The sequence below is a fragment of the Rhodococcus sp. O3 genome (assembly GCF_048897285.1).
GTDB lineage: Bacteria > Actinomycetota > Actinomycetes > Mycobacteriales > Mycobacteriaceae > Rhodococcus.
The window spans coordinates 1-19,380 of sequence record NZ_JBMBTE010000021.1; the positions used below are offsets into that span (position 1 = coordinate 1).

General features: G+C 68.5%; 20 protein-coding genes and 1 riboswitch. Of the genes, 7 read left to right on the forward strand and 13 right to left on the reverse strand.

Annotated features, from left to right (window positions below; genetic code table 11):
• From ACN675_RS08890 to ACN675_RS08900, 3 genes are all read right to left on the reverse strand, one after another.
• On the reverse strand, nt 1-716 hold a 716-nt coding region (locus ACN675_RS08890; RefSeq protein ID WP_420750504.1), incomplete at its 3' end, for a hypothetical protein.
• Nucleotides 703-1,236 (reverse strand): flavodoxin domain-containing protein, encoded by a 534-nt coding sequence (locus ACN675_RS08895; protein ID WP_420750505.1) that lies wholly within the window; start codon nt 1,234-1,236, stop codon nt 703-705. The genes ACN675_RS08895 and ACN675_RS08890, both read right to left, overlap by 14 nt.
• A 35-nt stretch (nt 1,237-1,271) precedes the next feature.
• Nucleotides 1,272-1,886, reverse strand: coding sequence for a hypothetical protein (locus tag ACN675_RS08900; RefSeq protein WP_420750506.1), 615 nt, complete (start codon nt 1,884-1,886; stop codon nt 1,272-1,274).
• 196 nt (nt 1,887-2,082) lie between these two features.
• On the opposite strand from ACN675_RS08900, the gene ACN675_RS08905 reads away from it, so the two are divergent.
• Nucleotides 2,083-3,264, forward strand: a complete 1,182-nt coding sequence (locus ACN675_RS08905) for a trans-sulfuration enzyme family protein (protein WP_420750507.1) — start codon at nt 2,083-2,085, stop codon at nt 3,262-3,264.
• Nucleotides 3,265-3,270: 6 nt separating this feature from the next.
• Here the strand turns inward: ACN675_RS08905 and ACN675_RS08910 are convergent, their stop codons facing one another.
• The gene (locus ACN675_RS08910) at nt 3,271-3,894 is read right to left on the reverse strand and encodes a DJ-1/PfpI family protein (protein ID WP_420750508.1); all 624 of its coding nucleotides are present in this window, start codon (nt 3,892-3,894) and stop codon (nt 3,271-3,273) included.
• A 105-nt stretch (nt 3,895-3,999) separates the two neighbouring features.
• Between ACN675_RS08910 and ACN675_RS08915 the strand changes: the two genes are divergently transcribed.
• On the forward strand, nt 4,000-4,716 hold the full coding sequence (locus ACN675_RS08915) for an SOS response-associated peptidase (protein ID WP_420750509.1): 717 nt from the start codon (nt 4,000-4,002) through the stop codon (nt 4,714-4,716).
• 67 nt (nt 4,717-4,783) lie between these two features.
• Here ACN675_RS08915 and ACN675_RS08920 read toward each other — a convergent pair whose 3' ends face one another.
• Nucleotides 4,784-5,224 carry a hypothetical protein gene (locus ACN675_RS08920; RefSeq protein WP_420750510.1) on the reverse strand — a complete coding sequence of 147 codons (441 nt, stop codon included), beginning with the start codon at nt 5,222-5,224 and terminating at the stop codon, nt 4,784-4,786.
• 27 nt (nt 5,225-5,251) lie between these two features.
• A riboswitch (SAM riboswitch) is annotated at nt 5,252-5,364 on the reverse strand.
• A 55-nt stretch (nt 5,365-5,419) separates the two neighbouring features.
• The gene (locus ACN675_RS08925) at nt 5,420-6,325 is read right to left on the reverse strand and encodes an enoyl-CoA hydratase/isomerase family protein (RefSeq protein ID WP_420750511.1); all 906 of its coding nucleotides are present in this window, start codon (nt 6,323-6,325) and stop codon (nt 5,420-5,422) included.
• Nucleotides 6,326-6,419: 94 nt separating this feature from the next.
• Here ACN675_RS08925 and ACN675_RS08930 point away from each other — a divergent pair, with 94 nt between their 5' ends.
• On the forward strand, nt 6,420-7,223 hold the full coding sequence (locus tag ACN675_RS08930; RefSeq protein ID WP_420750512.1) for an enoyl-CoA hydratase/isomerase family protein: 804 nt from the start codon (nt 6,420-6,422) through the stop codon (nt 7,221-7,223).
• Nucleotides 7,220-8,689: a class I adenylate-forming enzyme family protein gene (locus ACN675_RS08935; protein WP_420750555.1), complete on the forward strand. Its 1,470-nt coding sequence runs from the start codon at nt 7,220-7,222 to the stop codon at nt 8,687-8,689. Before ACN675_RS08930 ends, ACN675_RS08935 begins: the two co-directional genes overlap by 4 nt.
• Before the next feature lie 10 nt (nt 8,690-8,699).
• On the opposite strand, the gene ACN675_RS08940 is transcribed toward ACN675_RS08935, so the two are convergent.
• Nucleotides 8,700-10,238, reverse strand: a complete 1,539-nt coding sequence (locus tag ACN675_RS08940; RefSeq protein ID WP_420750513.1) for a coniferyl aldehyde dehydrogenase — start codon at nt 10,236-10,238, stop codon at nt 8,700-8,702.
• 211 nt (nt 10,239-10,449) lie between these two features.
• Here ACN675_RS08940 and ACN675_RS08945 point away from each other — a divergent pair, with 211 nt between their 5' ends.
• Complete coding sequence (locus ACN675_RS08945; RefSeq protein WP_420750514.1) at nt 10,450-11,718, forward strand: cytochrome P450; 1,269 nt, start codon at nt 10,450-10,452, stop codon at nt 11,716-11,718.
• A 48-nt stretch (nt 11,719-11,766) separates the two neighbouring features.
• On the opposite strand, the gene ACN675_RS08950 is transcribed toward ACN675_RS08945, so the two are convergent.
• Complete coding sequence (locus tag ACN675_RS08950) at nt 11,767-12,564, reverse strand: SDR family NAD(P)-dependent oxidoreductase (protein WP_420750515.1); 798 nt, start codon at nt 12,562-12,564, stop codon at nt 11,767-11,769.
• A gap of 209 nt (nt 12,565-12,773) precedes the next feature.
• Between ACN675_RS08950 and ACN675_RS08955 the strand changes: the two genes are divergently transcribed.
• Nucleotides 12,774-13,523 carry a TetR/AcrR family transcriptional regulator gene (locus ACN675_RS08955; RefSeq protein ID WP_420750516.1) on the forward strand — a complete coding sequence of 250 codons (750 nt, stop codon included), beginning with the start codon at nt 12,774-12,776 and terminating at the stop codon, nt 13,521-13,523.
• A gap of 249 nt (nt 13,524-13,772) precedes the next feature.
• On the forward strand, nt 13,773-14,198 hold the full coding sequence (locus tag ACN675_RS08960) for a hypothetical protein (protein WP_420750517.1): 426 nt from the start codon (nt 13,773-13,775) through the stop codon (nt 14,196-14,198).
• An 18-nt stretch (nt 14,199-14,216) separates the two neighbouring features.
• Here the strand turns inward: ACN675_RS08960 and ACN675_RS08965 are convergent, their stop codons facing one another.
• From ACN675_RS08965 to ACN675_RS08985, 5 genes are read right to left on the reverse strand one after another with little or no spacing between them, the layout of a single operon-like run.
• Nucleotides 14,217-14,834, reverse strand: coding sequence for a hypothetical protein (locus ACN675_RS08965; RefSeq protein WP_420750518.1), 618 nt, complete (start codon nt 14,832-14,834; stop codon nt 14,217-14,219).
• Between the two features lie 19 nt (nt 14,835-14,853).
• Nucleotides 14,854-16,113, reverse strand: a complete 1,260-nt coding sequence (locus ACN675_RS08970) for an MlaD family protein (protein ID WP_420750519.1) — start codon at nt 16,111-16,113, stop codon at nt 14,854-14,856.
• Entirely contained in the window at nt 16,110-17,234 is a 1,125-nt protein-coding gene (locus tag ACN675_RS08975) for an MlaD family protein (protein ID WP_420750520.1), read from the reverse strand. Before ACN675_RS08975 ends, ACN675_RS08970 begins: the two co-directional genes overlap by 4 nt.
• 20 nt (nt 17,235-17,254) lie before the next feature.
• Nucleotides 17,255-18,349 carry an MCE family protein gene (locus ACN675_RS08980; protein ID WP_420750521.1) on the reverse strand — a complete coding sequence of 365 codons (1,095 nt, stop codon included), beginning with the start codon at nt 18,347-18,349 and terminating at the stop codon, nt 17,255-17,257.
• Nucleotides 18,346-19,365: an MCE family protein gene (locus ACN675_RS08985; protein ID WP_420750522.1), complete on the reverse strand. Its 1,020-nt coding sequence runs from the start codon at nt 19,363-19,365 to the stop codon at nt 18,346-18,348. Before ACN675_RS08985 ends, ACN675_RS08980 begins: the two co-directional genes overlap by 4 nt.
• Nucleotides 19,366-19,380: the final 15 nt, after the last annotated feature.

Genomic DNA, 19,380 nt, shown 5'->3' on the forward strand with positions numbered 1-19,380 from the left:
CAAGGAGACGAGCGGTACATTCGTTCGGACGACGGCGCCGACGACGCGCCGGGCAGATACCTTCCGGTCACGACGCCCAGCACGGTTCCTGCGACGAGGCCGGTCACCGCGCCCGACGCCCCGACCGCCGGTACCGACCACGTGCTCGTGGGCGTCGTCGCTCCCAGGAAGATCACCGCCATGGTGGGCGGCCACGCCAGCGTGTTGGCCAGGATCCACCGCGGAGGCCGATCGACGACGCGGCGCAGCACCGCCGCCTGCGCCCCGCCGAGCACCGCACCCATGACCGCCCCGAGCGCGAGAGCACCGGCCAGCACGAGGAGCAGCGGCGGTTCCGGGCCTCCCTCGTCCGTCGAGAGCACTCCCGGCGCGGACGCCACCGCCCAGCCGACACCGGCCACGGCGGTCGTCACCGCGAACCACGCCCACGCGTTCAGCCGCGGCAGGCGCCGCCGCAGACCCCGCGCCTGCAGAGCGCCCAGCGCCCCACCCTCGACGAGTCCGCCCGCGACCACCACGGCCAGTGCCGCCGCGAACACCGCGCCGTGGGGATCGTCGCCGAGGACTCGTTGTGCGATCTTCGCGGCGAGCGACGACGCCGTCATCCCGATCGTTTCCGCGCACGCGCACAGCACGATCCATCGCCGCACCGTCAGCCCGCGCCCCTCGAGTCGGCCCGTCCCCGAGGTTTCCGTCGGTGCACTACCGGACGTCATCGTCGGTCCCGGCCCGGACGGTGGCGACCCACCCGTCGACGTCGGCCCAGTCCCGGGCGTCGCCGTAGCGCCCGCCCATCAGCCGGAACAGGATCCGGCCGAGGCCCGGCCAGTCGCCGGGCGCGATGGAGCCGGCGAAGAAGTGGTGCCCGCGCACGTCCGCCGTCGACTGCAGCGTCTCCACTGCCTTCGGTTCGGGTGTCACCCGCCGCAGGTATCGCGCGACCCCGGACGCCAGGAGGCTGCTCGTCGCGCCCACCGACGACACCGAAAATGCCCACACCGCACGACCCGTCAGGTCCGGGCCGAGCCGGTCGAGCGCGGCCGCTGCCTCGGGAAGCCACTGTCCGTTGTGGATCGCGCTGCCGACGACGAGGACGTCGTACCCGTCGACCGAGTCGATGCCCGACAGCTCCTTCGCGTCTGCGGTATGACCGGCCCGCTCGAATGCCGCGGCGATGCGTTCCGCGATTCCCCGTGTGGATCCTTTCGCGGTCGCGTATCCGACCAGCACCTTCATGTGTCACCCTCCCGTGGCAGGTCCCTCCGGCGACCTCACGAAATCCTGCTCGGCCGCCACCACTCGCCGGCGTCGGTGGCGCTTGTGCGGTCCCGCCCGGCGGCGGGGAGAACGTCGTCGCAGTACAGACCCGGCAGCACGCGGTAGCGGATCGAGGCTCGGTCGCTGACCAGCGCGAGCGGCCACCACAGGGCGCGGACGTAGTCGCGCGCGCTGTCGGCACCGTCCCACTGGTAGAAGCCCCGGTACCGGCCGGCCTCGTCCGCGGTGAGCCACAGCTTCGACACGAACCCGGGAAAGCCTGCGAACAGGGGTGTGTTGAGCAGGCTTTCCGCTCGGAACAGCGCGTGTCCACGGCCGCGCACACCCCGTAGCCGGAATGTGACCACCAGGATCACCGGTTCTGCCGGCTCGTCGCGATCCGCCACGGTTTCCCGGTAGATCACCGCGGACGTTCCGTCGGCGAAGGTCATCGTCCGGCCCTTGTTGCCGGTCGGGAGATGCAGACGCCGGTGGGCCAGAAGCGACGCGGTGCGTCCGGCGCAGCGCCCGAGACGCGGCAGCGCCGTGCGCAGCGGCAACGGTTCCGGCCGGTCGTCCGGTTCGCCGCCGGTTCCGAGCGGGTTCGGTGCAGGATCGCTCGCAGTCATCGCCCAGTCCCGTCGTCTCGGTGACACAGACAGCGGAGACGTTACGCCGCGCCCATGGTCGGCACGGCCCCATCGTTGTCGGCAGAGGTCCTCTCGTTGTCGACGGAAGTCCCCCGGGAAGGCGGCTCGACGGGCCGAACCGTGCATCCGCGATACTCGGTTACGTCCGAGAAGTCCCATCGAACGGAGCGAAGGCGTGAAGGATGCATCAGCGGGTCGGTCTACCAGGGCCATTCACGGCACCACCGTCACCGACGCCCACGGTGCGCCGCACATGCCGGTCTACAACACCACGACCTTCGCGTTCGAGAACACCGCGGCGTTGCTCGACGTCGCCGACGGACGCGTCCGCGGCCCGCTCTACACCCGCTACGGCCTGAACCCGACGATCTTCGCCCTCGAGGAGACGATGGCCTCGATCGAGGGCGCCGAGATCGCGTTGGCGTTCTGCTCGGGCATGGCGGCCGAGACCGCGCTGTTCGCGCACTACGGCCGCGACGGGATCGTGTGCGTGGGCGACGCCTACGGCGGCACGATGGAACTGCTCGGCAATCAGCTCGCGCAGCTCGGTATCACCACCACGTTCCTGCTGGGCGACGAACTCGACCGGCTCGAGGACGTGCTGAGCGCCGGAGCGAAACTGGTGTTCTTCGAGACTCCGACCAACCCGGCGCTGGGCATCTACGACGTCGCCGCGATCTCGGGCCTGGCCCACCGCTACGGCGCGAAGGTCGCGGTCGACAACACCTTCGCCTCGCCGGTCAATCAGCGCCCGCTGGAGCTGGGTGCCGACCTGGTCTCGTATTCGGCGACGAAGTACCTCGGTGGGCATTCCGATGTCACCGCCGGATTCGTGCTCGGCGCAACCGAACTCGTCGAACCGCTGAAGGCCTGGCGGAAGAGTTTCGGTTCGACGATCGCGCCGGAAACGGCGTCGATGCTGTCGCGCAGCCTGCGCACCCTCGTCCTCCGGGTGCGTCAGCACAATGCCAACGCGCAGGCGGTCGCCGAGGCGATGGAGGCCGATCCGCGAGTGTCGCGAGTGCTGTACCCGGGTTTGCCGAGCTTTCCCGGTCACCTGCTGGCAGCGAAGCAGATGTCCGGCTTCGGCGGGGTCGTCACCATCGAGGTCGCGGCGGACGCCGAGACGACCGTGCAGGTCGTGGACCGGCTCGAGTTGTTCGCGTTGGCGCCGAGCCTCGGTGGGGTGGAAAGCCTGGTGACGCAACCGGTCACCACCACCCACTACGACCTGACGCCCGAAGAACGTGAACGGCGCGGGATCACGGGATCGATGATCCGCCTGTCGATCGGGCTCGAGGACGCCGACGATCTGATCGCCGACCTCACCCGGGCGCTCGACGTCGTCGAACACTGAGTTCGGCTATTCGAGTCCGTGCGCCACGGCGAACGGATCACGGTCGGGGTCGGTGTGCAGCCCCAGCTCGATCTCGCGCGCGGCACGTTCGGCCTCCTCGCGGCCGAACAGGTAGGTGAGCAGAGCACCCGTCATGTCCATGCCGGCGGCCACCCCGGACGAGGTCCACCGGTCGCGATCGTGCACCCATCGGGCGCTCGGTGCCCATTCGACATCGGTGCCGTGACCGGCTACCCACTCGAAAGCGAGCTTGTTCGACGTCGCTCGATACCCGTCCAGCAGCCCGGCGGCCGCGAGCAGTGCGGAACCGGTGCACACCGATGTCACGATCGTCGCGGTCGAGGCCCACTCACGAAGCCAGGTGAGGAACCGTTCGTCGCACGCCAGGGAACGCGTGCCCATCCCTCCGGGCACCATCACGATGTCCGGTTCCGGGGCGTCGCGGTGACTCGCGGTCGCAACGACCTCGGTTCCCTGGCTGCTGCGGACCGGACCTTCCTGCGGCCCGAGCATCAGCACGTCGACCGAATCGGGGAGCCTGCTCAGCAACTCCACGGGTCCGAAGACATCGAGTAGTTCGAAGCCGTCGAACAGGACGATGGAGACGCTGCGCGTCGTCGATCCGGTCACCCGCCGAGTCTTGCACGGCGCGGCGCGCCCCGGACGACATCGCCACCGATCGTCCACCGTTCCGGCAGGATGGGACGTGAGCCGAACCACGGGAAGGAGTGCCCGATGTGTGGACGTTATGCGAGCACGAGCACCCGCGACGATCTGATCGCGGCGTACGAGACCGCAGCCACGGTCGGCGACGAACTGCCCCCGTCGTACAACATCGCACCCACCCAGCGGGTGAACGTCGTGCTCGAACGCGCCCCGCGCGAGGAACCCGATGCCGAGCCGGTGCGGCAGCTCAACAGCACGGTCAAGTGGGGTCTGGTGCCGTCGTGGGCGAAGGACCCGAAGATCGGTTCCCGCATGATCAACGCGCGGTCCGAGACCGTCACGAGCAAACCCGCGTTCAAGGCGGCCGCGGCGCGGCGGCGCTGCATTCTGCCGGCCGACGGCTACTACGAGTGGATGAAGGACGAGGACGGCAAGAAGATCCCGTTCTTCCTCCACGCCGACAAACCGCTCGCGATGGCCGGTCTGTACGAACTGTGGCCGAATCCGGAGCTGCCCGAGGACGATCCGAACCGGTGGCTGTGGACGTGCACGGTACTCACCCGGCCGGCGACCGACGCGGCCGGGCACATCCACGACCGTTCCCCGGTGCTGCTGCCGGAGCCGTTCATCGATCCCTGGCTCGACGCGACCCTCACCGACCGTGACGACGTCGAGGCGCTGCTCAACTCGATCCCGGAGCCGCATCTGGACCCGTACGAGGTGAGTACCGCGGTGAACAATCCGCGCAACAATTCGCCGGAACTGCTGCTGCCGGTGAACCGCTGATCGGTCGCACCGATGAATCGAGCGGGATCGGGCGGATGATCGGCGACCCGTCGATCGGACCGGTGATCTACCGTGACCGGTGCCCCGCGGAGCTCCGGCGGCGCCGCGGTTCGCTTCGGTGCACGGGACGCGAGCGTGGGTGTTCCGGCAGTTTCGGTGAGGTGCAGTCGGTCCAGTGTTCCGAATCGCTCAGCGTGAACACCGTGCGGTCGTCCGGTTCCCGGCCGGGCAGCACGAGGACGCGCCATCGCGGGATCCATTCGCCGACGTCACCGCCGAGGTCGAGAGCCTGGGCGATCGCGTCGACGTCGTGGTGATGGAACTCGAATCTGTTTCCATCCCAGGACAATCGGACTGTATCGCCGTCGACGATCTCGACGAGCACGTGCACCGCGAGGTCGCGGTCCGCGAGGGCGCGACGGGCACGGATGTGATGGACGTGATGGCCGTCGTGGTACGAGCCGCACGTGGTGGCGGCGCGGACGATCGAGCGGGCGACAAGGATCATCGTGTTCCTCCGGGTAAGCCCCGGGACGGGGCGCTCCTGTCCGAGCCGGTCGGTCTCGGACCGCTTCGTCACCCGAGCCACCCGCGAGCGTGGGGTTGGCGTGCCGTCAAGTCGGGGCTTTGCGACGGCAACTCGTGAAGCACCGTCACTGTACCGCATCCCCTCGGTGTGCACTTGTGGCGGCCCCAACCGCCATTAGTGCACACCGGTGGCGGAGCCGCCGGGATCGGGGACGTGGAAGTGCTCGTCGCGCAGGCGGAATGCTTCCTTGGTCCCGTGTTCGGCCCTCGTCTGGACGAAGTTGAACTCACCCGGCCCGAACTGCAGGTTGGTGCCGAACGCGTGGAACAGGTAGCTCGCGACCTCCTCGCCCTGATAGGCCTGGCTCTGTTCGACGAGCCGGAACGCCTCCTTCGCGATCACCACACCGTCGGCCGGCATCTTCGCGGCCTTCTCCGCCCAGTACCGGGCGCGTGCGGTGACCGCGCCGGGCTCGCACGTCTCGGTGAACACTCCGAGGTGTTCGACGGATGCGGCCTCGACGATGTCGCCGGTCAGCAGCAACCGGCGCGCGAGTACCGGGCCGAGCCGGTGGAAGAACATGTGCAGGCTGCCCAGCGCGGGGCCGAGGAACCGGGTCGCGGGCATCCCGATGCGTGTGTCACGCGCAATCACGGAGATGTCGGTCATCAGCGCCATCTCGAACCCGCCGCCGAGCGCGTAGCCGCTGATCTCACCGACCGTAACCTTCGGATAGCCCAGGAACTCGTGGTAGAAGCCGAACGTCTTGCGGTCGACGGTGAGACGGCGCCGCTGGCTGGGCCGGGTCTTCCGCGGACGGTCCCCATCGTCCTTGCCGTACCAGCCGTACGCGTTGTTCATGTCGGCCCCGGTGCTGAACACGCCGTCGGCCCCCCGGAGCAGCACGACCGTGATGTCGTCGTCCTGCGCAGCGTCGTCGAGATACCGGGCAAGGGCGTCGCGCATGGGCGCGTCGTAGGAGTTGCGGCGCCCGGGGTCGTTGAGGGTGACGGTCGCGATGCGGCGATCCGGATCCACGTCGAAGAGGACACGTCCGTCCGCGGCACTGGAGCTCGTCATCGTTGTCTCTCTTCCGCTTTCGCTGGATCATACATAACGGTATGGGATACTGTAGATATACCAGTATGGCTGTCATCTCCGCAGAAGGAAACACATGCCGTTCGACACGATCGAGTACGAAGTCGACGGGCACACGGCCACCCTCACGCTGAACCGGCCCGAAGCCCTCAACGCGCTCAGCCCGCACATGATCACCGAACTGCGCGCCGCGTACACCGAGGCGGAGAACGACGACAAGGTCTGGACGCTCGTCGTCACCGGAGCCGGCCGCGCGTTCTGCACCGGGGCCGACGTCAAGGAGATCCCCGGCGACGGCAAGGTGGTCAACGAACGCCCGTACCTGTCCACCTACGAACAGTGGGAGGCGCCGCAGGAGGGCACGCCACCGTTCCGGACCATGACCAAGCCGATCGTCACCGCGATCAACGGCCTGTGCTGCGGCGCAGGACTCGACTGGGTCACCACCGGCGACATCGTGATCGCCTCGGAGAAGGCCACCTTCTTCGATCCCCACGTGAGCATCGGCCTGGTCGCCGGCCGCGAGGTGGTCCGGGTGTCGCGGGTGCTGCCCCGGTCGGTTGCCCTGCGCATGGCACTCATGGGCAAACACGAGCGGATGAGCGCCGCGCGTGCCTACGAATTAGGGATGGTCACCGAGGTCGTCGAGCACGACCGGCTTCTGGACCGCGCCCACGAGATCGCAGATATCGTCAATTCCAATGCACCCCTTGCGGTTCGGGGAACACGGTTGGCGATCGTCAAGGGCTTGAACGTCCCGCTGCACGAGGCGGAGATGCTGGCCGAGTCGTTCCGCGAACGCGTGACCCGCACCGAGGACGCCCTCGAGGGCCCGCGCGCGTTCGTCGAGAAGCGAGCACCCGTGTGGCAGTGCCGGTGACCTCGCACGCCTTGACCGACCGCATCGCCGCGGTTTTCGCGCTCACGCCGGATTCACCGATGGTCGAATTCGACGACGAATGGATGTCGCGGCGACGGATGCGCGACGCGGCACGGCGGATCGCGTCGGCCCCCGGCACCGACGGCGAGGTGGGAATCCTGCTGCGCAACCGCCCCGAGTTCGTGGCCGCGCTGCTCGGCGTCCTGTCGGCCGGCGGCACCGTCGTGGTGATCAACCCCGTGCGCGGCGACGATCGCACACGGTCCGACATCGCCGCACTGCGGTTGCCGCTGATCATCGGCGGTCCCGACGATCTGCACGCTCTCGTCGAACCCACACCCGACACCGCAGTTCTCGAACTGCGTGGTCTCGATTCGGAACCGCACCTCACGCCCGCGGCTGTCGACCGGGCAGTCCCCGGCCGAACCGGTGTGGCGGTCCGGATGCTCACCAGCGGCACCACCGGACCTCCCAAGCGCATCGACCTGACCTACGACATGCTCGCTCGCAGCGTCCTGGGACCGGACCCGAGCCGCGCCCCCGCACCGACCCGGCCGCGCACCGGTGTCGCCGTCGTCAACGCACCGCTCGTCCACATCGGCGGGGTGTTCCGGGTTCTGCAGTGCGTCACCGAAGCCCGACCGTTCGTGCTGCTCCCCCGCTTCGAGCTCGAGCGGTGGATCGCCGCGGTACGCGCGCACCGGCCGCGCGCGGTCTCGCTGGTGCCGGCCGCGCTGCGAGCGGTGCTGCATTCCGACCTCGCCCGCGAGGACCTCGCCTCCATCGAGGTCGTCACGTCCGGCACCGCACCGCTGTCCGCCGACGACGCGGATGCCTTCCACGACAAGTTCGGGATACCGGTACTCACGTCGTATGCCGCGACCGAGTTCGGCGGTGGCGTTGCGGGCTGGACCCTGCCCGAGCATCGCCGGTACTGGCAGACGAAACGCGGCAGCGTCGGCCGAGCGAGCGGCGGGGCACGACTGCGGGTGGTGGACGAGGATGGTGCAGTCCTGCCCGCCGACCGTCCCGGTCTGCTCGAGGTCAAACCGGGCCAGCTCGGTCCGACGTCGGAATGGATCCGCACCACCGACCTCGCCCGCATCGACGAGGACGGGTTCGTGTGGATCCTGGGCCGCGCCGATCAGGCGATCATTCGTGGCGGTTTCAAGATCTTGCCCGACGACGTGCGTGCCGCACTGGAACAGCATCCCTGGGTTGCCGGTGCCGCGGTCGTGGCGGCACCGCACGATCGGCTCGGTGAGGTGCCCGTTGCAGTCGTCGAACTGCGCTACGAGGCATCGGTCGGCGCAGGCGAGCTCGTCGAGTTCCTGCGAACCCGGCTGGCGCCGTACGAGATTCCGGCACGGATCGTGGTCGTCGGCGCGCTTCCCCGAACCCCCTCCGGCAAGGCCGATCTCGGCGCGGTCCGCGCACTGGCCCGCGAATCCAGCAGGAACACTTGAGCCGCTGCGGTCAAGGCACGAGGCGTCCGGAGGGCGCCGGCCCGTCCGTCGGAGTGTGCGGAAGGCGGCCCCGGGTACGGCGCCGCGAACGGCGGTGGGCTGCCTTGAGTGCGAGATCGACGATCTTCCGGGTCGTGGCCGCGAACGGTGGTGCCGCCATCGCGGTGACGACGAACGGCAGGTCGGTGCCGACGATCGTGCGGTGGTGACTGAACGTATCGAACCCGGCCTTGCCGTGGTAGGCACCCATGCCGCTGTGCCCGACCCCGCCGAACGGCGCATCGTCGGGGAACATGTGGATCGCGAAGTCGTTTCGGGCGACACCTCCGGTGCGGGTGCCGCGGACGAACCGGCGGAAGTCCGGACCGTCGGGACCGAACCAGTAGGCGACCAGCGGCGACGGGCCTGCGTTGACCCGGTCGATCACCTCGTCCAGTGCGGTGTACGGGCGGACGAGCACGACCGGTCCGAAGATCTCCTCGCTCGCGATGCGCATCTCGTCGGTGACATCGCGGACGACGGTCGGCGCGATCTTGCGGGTTACCGGGTCGGGCAGGACTTCGCCCGCAGGGACGACCGACTCGATGCGTGCACCCCGGGCCCGTGCGTCGTCGAGCAGGGCCAGGATCCGCTCGTAGTTCGCGGCGTCGACGCACGCGGTGTAGTCGTCATTGCCGACGACGGTCGGGAACATCGCGCGCAGCGTCGACTGCAGCGTGACGGTGAACGCGTCGATCCGGTCGGCGGGTACGTACACGTAGTCGGGGCACACGCACACCTGACCGCCGTTGACCATTCGCGCCCGGGCGATGCGCTCGGCGGATCGGTGCACGTCGGCGTCCGGTGCGACCACAACCGGGTTCTTCCCGCCGAGTTCGAGGGTCACCGGTACGAGGTTCTCCGCAGCGGCCCGCTGCACGAGCTGCCCGACACGGGTCGAGCCGGTGAAGAACAGGTGATCGAACGGCAGCGCGGAGAACTCCGCGGCCACATCGGCGCCGCCGGTGACGACCGCGAGTTCGGCCGGATCGAAATAGGACGCCGCCAGCGAACGAGTGAGTTCGGCTGTGCGACGGGTGATCTCGGACATCTTGATCATCACGCGGTTGCCGGCCGCGAACGCGGCCGCTGCGGGGAGTACGACGAGGTTGAGCGGGAAGTTCCAGGGTCCGATGATGCCGACGACCCCGAGCGGGGTGGGCTGCACCTCGGCGCGGATTCCGTAGAGCCGGGCGCCGGGCTTCGGGTTGCGCGGTTTCATCCATTTGTCGATGTGTGCGCGGGTGTGTTCGATCACCGAGAGCATGCCCATGATCTCGGTGAACAGCGTCCCCGTGCGCGAACGCGTCCCGAAGTCGTCGGACAGCGCGTCGACGTAGGCGTCGCGGTTGTCCAGGACCATCGCGACGAGACGGTCGATCCGGTCCCGCCGGACCGCCGCGGTGGGCGGACCTTCCGCCAGGAACGCTCGACGCTGCTCGTCGAGCAGCGTGGCGAGGTCCGGTGCCGGGTGGAGGTCGGCGGGATTGTCGGTGATGCCGGTGCTCATTCGCTCAGCCTTCCCCGTCCTGTCGGATCAGCAGGCTCGACGCCGACCGCACGAACTTCGACCCGTCGGCGGATACCGATCCCGTAACATCAACTGTAATACCGACCACACTACCGGAAATTCGACTGCAGGGGGATTCCGTGACCGGCCGACACTACATCGAATTGCGCACCCATGCAGCACTTTCCAACGGTTCGCAGGAGGTGTCCCGATGACCGTCGACGCTCCCACCTCACCGCGCCCCTTTCACCGACTCGACATCTCGGCGCCCGAGTTCTGGAAGAACGATTTCCGCACCCGGGACGACACGTTCGCCGCACTGCGCGCCGAGGACGGACTGAGCTGGCACCCGCCCACCCCGTCGATCTTCCCGCACGCGGAGACCGGATTCTGGGCTGTCACCCGCCACAGCGACATCCAGCACGTCAGCCGCAACCACGAGTTGTTCTGCTCCAGCCAGGGCGTGAGCATGGACCCGATGCCGGCCGAGATCCAGCGGGCGATGACCTTCTTCCTCGCCATGGATCCGCCCGAGCACACCCGGTATCGCCGCCTGATCAACATCGCGTTCACCCCGAGACAGATCCGATTGATCGAGGACCAGATCCGTACCAGTGCCCGTGAGATCGTCGACGAACTGGTCGCCGATCTCGAGGCGAACGGCACGGTGGATTTCGCTGCGGAGTACTCACGCAAGATGCCGATGCGCACGATCTCCGACATGATCGGCGTCGCTCCCGAAGATCGCGAGAAGATTGCCGATGCGGTGGAGAGCCTGTTCGGCGCCAGCGACGAGGAGTATTCCTCCCTCGAGGAACGCGCGCCGCACCTGATGACCCAGCTCGCCATCCTCGCCGGCGTCGGCACCGAACTGGCGGCTGCGCGTCGCGAGGATCCCCGCGACGATCTGATGACCAACATCGTGAACGCCGAGGTCGACGGCCACCGCCTGACCGACGAGGAGATCGGCGCGTTCATGGTGTTGCTCGGTTCCGCGGGCAACGACACCACCAAGCAGGCGAGCAGTCACGCCCTCGCCGCGCTCGTCGACCACCCGGAGCAGCGGGACTGGTTGCTCGCGGACTTCGATGCACGCATCGACGGTGCCGTCGAAGAGTTCGTGCGCTGGTCGACTCCGGTCATCCACTTCGCCCGGCACGCGACGGAGGACACCGAGGTCGCGGGCACGAGGATCGATGCCGGCGAGAAGGTCGTGCTGTTCTACTGTTCCGGCAACCGCGACGAGTCCGTGTTCCACCGGCCCCACGAGTTCGACATCACCCGAACCCCGAATCCACACGTCGGCTTCGGCGCGCCGGGTCCGCACTCGTGCCTGGGGCGGCAGCTCGCGAAGATGGAACTGCGGCATCTGTTCCACGAACTCCTGACGCGGCTGCCGGACATCAGCGTCGGCGAACCCGAGTACGTGCACAGCGATTTCGTGCACGGCATCAAGCGGATGCCGATCTCCCTGCGCTGACGGCCACCCCGATATCGGTCCCCCCGGAACGTCGGGCGGCGGTTCGGTTCAGGTGAAATCCGAGCCGCCGTCGACGTTCACGTTCGCCCCGGTCATGTACGAATTGCGCCGCGAGGCCAGAAACGCGACGACGGCACCGATCTCCGCGGGCCTCCCGGCGCGCGGAAGTTGCGCGGCGTGGCCGTATTCGGTGGCGATGAGTTCCATCAACCGGTAGGGATCCTCCGACTCGACACCCACCGACGCGGCCCAGCCGACCAGCGCCGGGGTGACCACCGTTCCGGGTGAGACGACGTTGACGAGAATCTCGTCGCGGGCGAGCAACAGCGACAGGTTCTTCGACGCGCTCGTCACCATCGCCTTGGCCGCGGTGTAGGCCGCGAGTGAAACACTCTGCCGCTGTGTCGACTGCGCGGAGAAGTTCACGATCCTTCCCCACTCGGCGCGCCGCAGCATCGGCAGGGCTGCGCGGACACATCGGACCATCGACAGCACGCCGTCGTCGACCGCCTCGTACCACTGGTCGTCGGTCAGTATCTCGAAACTGCCCTGCACGTTCGGTCCGACCGCATTGACCAGCACGTTGAGTTGGCCGTTCCATCGTCGGTCCAACTCCGCGAACACCGATGCGACACGCGCGGCATCGCGTACGTCGGCGACCAGGCCGATCACCGCCGGACTGCCGCGCTCGGTCAGGTCCTGCGCCGCGGCGGTGACGGCAGCCTCCGAGCGGCCGACGACGGCGACGCGCGCCTCTTCCTCGGCAAGGCATCGAGCGGTGGCCAGGCCCATACCGCGGGTTCCACCGACGACCACCGCAGCCGCGTCCGCAAGTCCCAGATCCACGACGTCCCGCCTCTCGTCCCACCTCACATCACTGTCGACGATGTTACTGTATTACTATCGGTAAGGATGTCGGGAAGGGTCGCCGCCGAGCCGACCGTTCCCCCGTCGGTATCATTTGCGGTGGCATGTACGGGCGGACCGGCGGCATCGAACCCGGTTCGGCGGACGGGTGGCACTACGGTGCGGCGCGACAGAGTTGGGAGTGTGACATGGCGAAACGGCCACGGCGCGAACGGGGTTCCCTCAACCCTGACGACATTCTCGACGGCGCGTTCGAACTCGCTGAGGAAGTCTCGATCGACAATCTCAGCATGCCGATGCTCGGCAAGCACCTCGATGTCGGCGTCACCAGCATCTACTGGTACTTCCGCAAGAAGGACGACCTGCTCAGCGCGATGGCCGACCGGGCACTGCGCGAGTACGCGTACGCGATGCCGTTCGTCGAGGCCTCGAACTGGCGCGACACCTTGCGCAACCACGCACGGACCGTCCGGGAGACGTTCGTGAAGAACCCGATTCTGTGCGACCTCATCCTGATCCGATCCGCGTTGAGCCCCAAGGCCGCCCAGCTCGGCGCGAAGCAGACCGAGAGCGTCATCGCGAATCTCGTCGAGTCGGGGTTCACGCTCGAGGACGCGGTCGACGTCTACTCGGCGGTGCAGCTGCACGTGCACGGCATGATCGTGCTGCAGCGCCTGCAGGAGAAGAACCGCCAGTCCGAGGCGCCATCGGGTGCGTACTACGAACTCCTTCCGATCTCGAGTGACACCACTCCGCTGCTCGCCGAGGCGAATGCGAAGGGACTGCAGAGCGGGGCGCCCAACGACCGGAACTTCGAATACGGTCTCGACTGCATTCTCGACCAGGCCAGCCGCCTGCTCGAGGCCCGGCAGGCCGAGGGCAAGACCCCGAAGTCATCCGCCGGGAAGGCGCGCAACGCAGCACCGGTCACCAACTGAGGTCCGGCCGACGACGGCCGGCGCTCCGGTCGCGTTGACGAGCCACAAATCCCACGGCGGCGAAGTGCCCCGCCGACATGCGCACGTCCGGATACCGGAGAGCTTCTTCCCCCGGTCTTGTCGACCGAACAGACGATCCGCGGAACATTTCCTCTTCCCCACCGCATCCCATTCTGTGACCACGGCCGGAGAGCCGACCGGCACCGAAGAACAGTCACAGGGGGAAGCATGGACAGTCACCGACGAGCAATGGCCGCGATTGCGGCGGCAACCGCACTGACCGTGCTCGGAGCCGGTGTCGCCTTGGCAGCTCACCTCGGCAATCCCGACGACGCCCACACTCGGTCTGCGTGCCACCCTGACCGTTCGACTGGAAGCGGCGAACGCCGATACGGCGAAATCGTCGATCATGATGTGCCCGAATGCGGTAGCGAACGAGCAGGCTATCTGCCCTTCTACATGCGGCACATGCACGACAACGCGGAACGGTCGACGCCGGTCGGCCTCGAGTACTTCCAGTGGCGCAATCTCGTCGACCCAGCGATCGGCGAGGCGCCCGGCGCATCCGGCTCCAGCGGCGTGCAGCAAACGATCGACCGTGGGCCGGAAACCATCGACGGCCCGGCTCGGATCGTCATCACCCACACGGGTTTCCGGGCATTACCCGGAGCGTGATCGCGCCAGCCGGCGCGATCAGAGCAGGTCGACCCTGCTCACCAGCCAGCGGCCGTCCACCTTGTCGAGCGTCATCACCACGCGGCTGCGGTCGACCCTCGGTTCCGGGCTGGCGGTGTTGGTGATCGTCTGGTCGACGAAGAGCAGGACGACGGCCTCGTCGGCGGTTGCCGATCGCACCGCGGCATCCACCACGGTCCCGGTGCTGGTGGCGTTGTTGTCCACCAGCATCTGCTTGAGGTGGCTGCTGGACCGCGAGTACATGTCCAGGAACTCCCCGGTCGCTCCGGCGAGGACGTCGGAGAAGTTCCGGTCGATGTCACCGGCCTGGATGCTGGTGAGGGTGACGGCGTAGTTGCTCGCGGTCTCGAGCGCCTCCGACGCGGCGCGGTCCACCGCTGCGTCGGAATACATGCGCCAGCCGGCGAACCCCGCTCCGGCACACACCGCGGCGGCGAGCACACCGGCGAGCACCGGGCGGACACGGCGCGGCGCCGTCCCCGCGGCAGGTGCCGCAGTGTCCGACTCGGGGACAACGGTGTTCCCCGAACCGTATCGGTCGGCCTCGGATCGGTCGGCCTCTGCCGTCACGGTGTCCGGGTCGTCCTCCAGCAGTGGATATTCGACGCTGCTCACGGTTACCTCCAGGTCGGGTTCAGTTGAAGTGGATCGGCGGCCCCGCGTACGGGGTCGGCAGGGTTTGCGGCCCTTGCGGTGTCGGGCTGGTGCGGCCCAGCGGGTCGCTGCCCGGCGCCGGCTTGTCGGTGTCGTCTCCCGGGGGTCGCGGCGCCGCCGCCGCGCCGCGGGGAAGCAACTGCGGATCGGGGCAATGCGTATTGAGGAACGGCTCGGGAAAGTCCGGCCGGGAGGGGGCCGACCGGGGCAGCGGATAGTCGCACGGCACCCTCGGGAAGACGTCGACCGCACCCCAGATTCCACCGTCGCGGAAGACCGTCCCGATCGACTGGAGTGTCGACCCGTCGCGCTGCTGCGGGAACAAGAACTCCTGCAGCGCCGGCAGGCGCACGTTGACCATCTGCGTCACGGTGACCAGGTTGCCCAGCAGCTGCACCATCGTCGGCGAGTTGTCGGCGAACAGGGCGTCGATGCTGCTCACGGTCGCCGGGGTCTGCTCCAGCAACTGCCGCAGGCCGCCGTCCATCGCGCTGACCCCGCGCAGGGTGCCGTCGAGATTCGTCGCGGTCGCGGCCAGACCGGGCGCCGTCTCGGACAGGGTGGTCAGAACGACCTTGTCGGTGCGCAGGATTCCCAGGGTCTGCGGCAGCACCGCGTGCAGCGTGGACACCAGGAACGTCCCTCCGTGCACGATGTCGCGCAGTTTGCGTACCCCCTCGGGACCGGTCCCGAGTTCCTTCCTGATCACGGCCAGGTCGTCGGGGTCGATCTGCGCCAGCATCGGCTCCATGTTCTCCAGCAGCGTCGCCATCGGGACGGGGGTCGCCGTGTTCGATTCGTCGACGACGGAGCCGTCGGTGAGGTAGGGGCCGTCGTCGGTGGTGGGCTGGAAATCCAGGAACTGTTCGCCCGCCGGGGACAGGCTGGACACCCGGACCTGCCCGGTCGCCGGGATCGGCACGGCGGCGTCGATCACCGCGAGCGCCCGGACACCCGTGCCGTCGATATCCACCGACTCGACCCGGCCGACCGACACCCCGCGCAAGGTCACGTCCTGCCCCGGCAGCAGCCCACCCGACTGCGCGAGGCGGACCTCCACCCGAATCATCGCCCTGGCCGGATTGCGGTCCAACGTGTTCAGGAACAGGTAGGCGACGCCGCCGACGAGCAGCGCGACCAGAGCCAGGACCGACAGCGCGGTCCGGTGTCGCCGGCCCCACCGCACCCCGGACAGCACTCCCCGCGCAGAGACCTCGACGACGTCGACCCGGGTGCTCATCGCGGACCCTCGAGCCGTTGCTGGAGACGGAACATCGTCACCGCGAGCGACCCGGCGAAACGCTCCCAGTCCCCCGCGTCCGGGAGCCTCGATCCCGGATCCGCGTGGTAGTTCGGGTCGTCGAACGCGCCGAGCGCGAACTGCGAGATCGACACGTCGACATGGCCGGAAGTGCCGCTGGTGAGCTTGATGATCGGGCCGAGAATCCGGTTGACGTCGTCGATGCTGGCGCCCGGCGCCGTCGCTGCCGCGTTCAGCCATGCGGCGATCTCGTTGATGTCCTGCACCATCCCACCCGCGCCCGTCCCGTGGATCGACGGGAACCGCTCCAGTTGCCGGGTGATCCGGGTGAGCTGGTCGACCATGCCGAGGACCGCCTGAGTGTTGTCGGCGACCACCCCGAGGGCCGGTCCGGCTGCGGCGAGCGCGGAATCGATGCTCTGCTGCCGCTCCACGACGGTCGCGGCGAGGAGGTTCGCCGAACCCAGCACCGTTTCGATCTCCGCCGTCCGCTCGGACAGCGACGCGACCAGCGTGCTGGACTCGCGGATCAGCGCACCCAGTTCGTCGCCGCCGTCACCGACCGATTCACCGAGACCGTTGACGAGTTTCGTCAGATTCCGGATGGCACCGCCGTTGACCAGCATCGCCGCCGTCGACAGCACCTCCTCGACCGTCGCGCCCGCGGACGTCGACTCCACCGGGATGGTGTCGCCGTCCTGCAACACCGCGCCTCCGGGATCGGGTTCGACGGGTGGTTCCAGCGCGACGAAGACGTCGCCGAGCGGTGTCGCGGAACGCAGTTCTGCCCGCGTGCCCTGAGGCAGCAGGGTTCCGTCCCGGAGTTGCATCCGCACCACCGCCAGGTAGTCGCGGACCTCCATGTCCAGTACGAATCCGACGTCGGCGCCCTTCACCCGGACCTTCGCCTTCGCCGGCAGGTTCAGCGCGTTCCGGAAGATCGCGGTGACGACGAAACCGTCGCCACCTGTCCCGGGGGCGGGCAGCGGGAGCTGGCCGAGCCCCACCGAGCAGCCGGCGAGTGCCCAGCAGAGCACACAGACGACGGCCACCGCGATCGGCGACAGCCGTGACTGCTGTGCCTGCCGTGCTGCAGGCACCCGCGACCGCCCGGCCGACCTCACGGGACCACCCCCGCCACGGTCGCCAGCATCGCGGTGATGCCGAAGTCGGGTCCGAAGTCCTGCGGCTTGCCGGTCGCGCAACCCAGTTCCTGCAGTCCGGCGAGATTGCAGACCTCCTTGAGCATCTGGTGGTCGAACAGAATCCGGTCGGCGAAGGTGTGCACGCGCACCACTCCGTTGGTGCGGTCGATCGCGTTGTACGCGTTGTCGAGCAGCAACGGGGCCACGTTCAGGAACTCGGACATCTCCCGCTCGTAGTCGCTCATCGCACGGGTGAGGGTCTCGGTGCTGGCGACCGTGCCCTGAATGGGGATTCTGTTCTGTGCCAGCATCTCTTCCGTCCGGGTGAGGATTTCGTTCAGTTTGGAACCGGTGTCGCCCTGACCGAGGGCCTCGTCGGCGAGCATGTCACTGAGCCGGCGCAGGCTCCCACCGAATTCCCGGATCGTGGCGTCGTTGTCGGCGGCCGCCTGGGTGAGCGCGTTCAGATTGTCGACGAGAGTGACGATCGAGTCCCGGGTGGCGCTCGGGTCTTCCCCCGTCCGCAGCGCGTCCGACAACCGGCCGAGGGCCTCGCGCATCGCCGGGCCGTTGCCCTCCAGCGAATCGGCGGTGACGGCGAGCATCTCCCCGACCGGGCCTTCGCCCCCGCCGTCACCACCCAGTTCCCGCGACAGGGTATCCACCACCGACAGCAACCGGTCGAACTCGATCGGCGTCCGGGTCCGGTCCACCGGCAGGAAAGCGTTGTCCGACAACGTCGGACCGCCGGTGTAGGCGGGCGACAGTTCGATGTGCCGATCGGTCAGCACGGACGACGACACCGCGACCGCCTGCACGTCGACCGGGACGGGCACCTCCGGATCGACCTCCAGCGTGATGTCGACCGCGGTCCCGCGCGGCTCGATGGTGACGATCCGACCGACGGTGATTCCGAGCACGGTCACCTTGTTGCCCTCGTACAGTCCTGCGCCGCTCGCGAACTGAGCGACGATGGTGCGCGGCTTCTCGCCCGGCCACGCGGCCACCGCCACAACCACGACGAGCGCGAGCACCAACGCCGCCGCGAGCCCGATCCACCGGCGATTCATCGGCATTCCTGGAAATACGGGTTCGCCGCGATTTCTTCGGCGCGCCCGCTCAGCGCGCACATCCAGGAGTCGACCAGGACGCCGGCCGGCCCGGTGAAGTCGACGTAGTTGCCGGACCCCGATGCGTTGGTGAAGTTGCGCACCGGCAGGGGCGCCACCTCCAGGATGTTGCGGAGCAGGTCGTCGTGCCGGGCCAGCGATCCGAGCATGCTGTCGAGTTCGGTGATCAGCTCCTGGATCTCGGGGCTGTCGCCGACGACGGTCCGGTGCAGCTCGTCGACCAGGGTGGTCGTCGCGGCGAACATGCCGACCACCGACTCCCGGCGCCGGTCCAGTTCCGACATCAGGTCCCGGCCCTGCACCATCAGGGACCCGATGTTCGACTGCTGCGTCCGGATCACCGACGTGATCCGCTCGGTGCCGCTGATGAGATCGCCGATCTGCGTGCGCCGGGCGGCGACGATCTCCGCGAGGGTGCCGGCGTTGGCGAGCGCCTGCGGCACGACCTCGGGTGCACCCTCCAGCTGGTGGGTCAGTGTGGTCATGGCGTCGGCGACCTCCGCGGCGTCGACCTGCTCGAAGGTGCCGGTCGCTCCTTCGATCGTCTCCTGCAGATCGTAGGGAACCTCGGTGTGGGACAGCGGGATCCGACCGTCATCGAGGGTTCCGGATCCTGCCGGCGTGAGCGCGACGTAGCGCGAGCCGAGCAGCGTGGTGAGTTTGATCGATGCCCGCGTGCCGGCACCGAGCGCGACGTCCCGGTCGATCTTCATCGTCACGTTCACCCGGTCGCCGGCGAGTTCGGCTCCGGCGACTTCCCCGACCGCGACACCGGCCACGGTCACCTGGTCACCCACGCGGATCTCGGCGGCCTGTGCGAACTCGGCCACGATCTCGACGCGGCCGGGCTCGAGAGAGCTGACTCCGACGATCGCCAGGACGCCCACGACGAGGGCCGCAACCCCGGCGATTCCGAGCCGCAGCGAATCCCACTCCTCGACCGGTTTCCTCGTCATCGTGTGCACCCCCCG